Annotated in this window: 1 rRNA gene; it reads left to right on the top strand. The window is 51.1% G+C overall.

Annotation, left to right across the window (positions count from 1 at the left end):
* Positions 1-403, top strand: a 16S ribosomal RNA gene (locus ACTHSL_RS13120); the annotation flags it as partial.

Genomic DNA, 403 nt, shown 5'->3' with positions numbered 1-403 from the left:
CCCTTGGGTCGTAAAGCTCTTTAGCCTGGAAAGAAGTGCTTATAGGTAAACAATCTGTAGGTGTGACGGTACCAGGAGAATAAGGACCGGCTAATTTCGTGCCAGCAGCCGCGGTAATACGAAAGGTCCAAGCGTTACTCGGAATTACTGGGCGTAAAGCGCGCGTAGGCGGCTTTGTATGTCGATTGTGAAAGCCCCGGGCTCAACCTGGGAACTGCAGTCGAAACTGCAAAGCTTGAATGTTGGAGAGGTTGGGGGAATACCTAGTGGAGAAGTGAAATTCGTAGAGATTAGGTGGAACACCAGAGGCGAAGGCGCCTGACTGGCCAAACATTGACGCTGAGGCGCGAAAGCGTGGGTAGCAAACAGGATTAGATACCCTGTAGTCCTGTCTCTTATACAC

It is taken from the genome of Neisseria sp. P0008.S010 (assembly GCF_051962715.1).
Taxonomy (GTDB): domain Bacteria; phylum Pseudomonadota; class Gammaproteobacteria; order Burkholderiales; family Neisseriaceae; genus Neisseria; species Neisseria elongata.
This window is presented reverse-complemented; position numbering and strand designations above follow the sequence as displayed.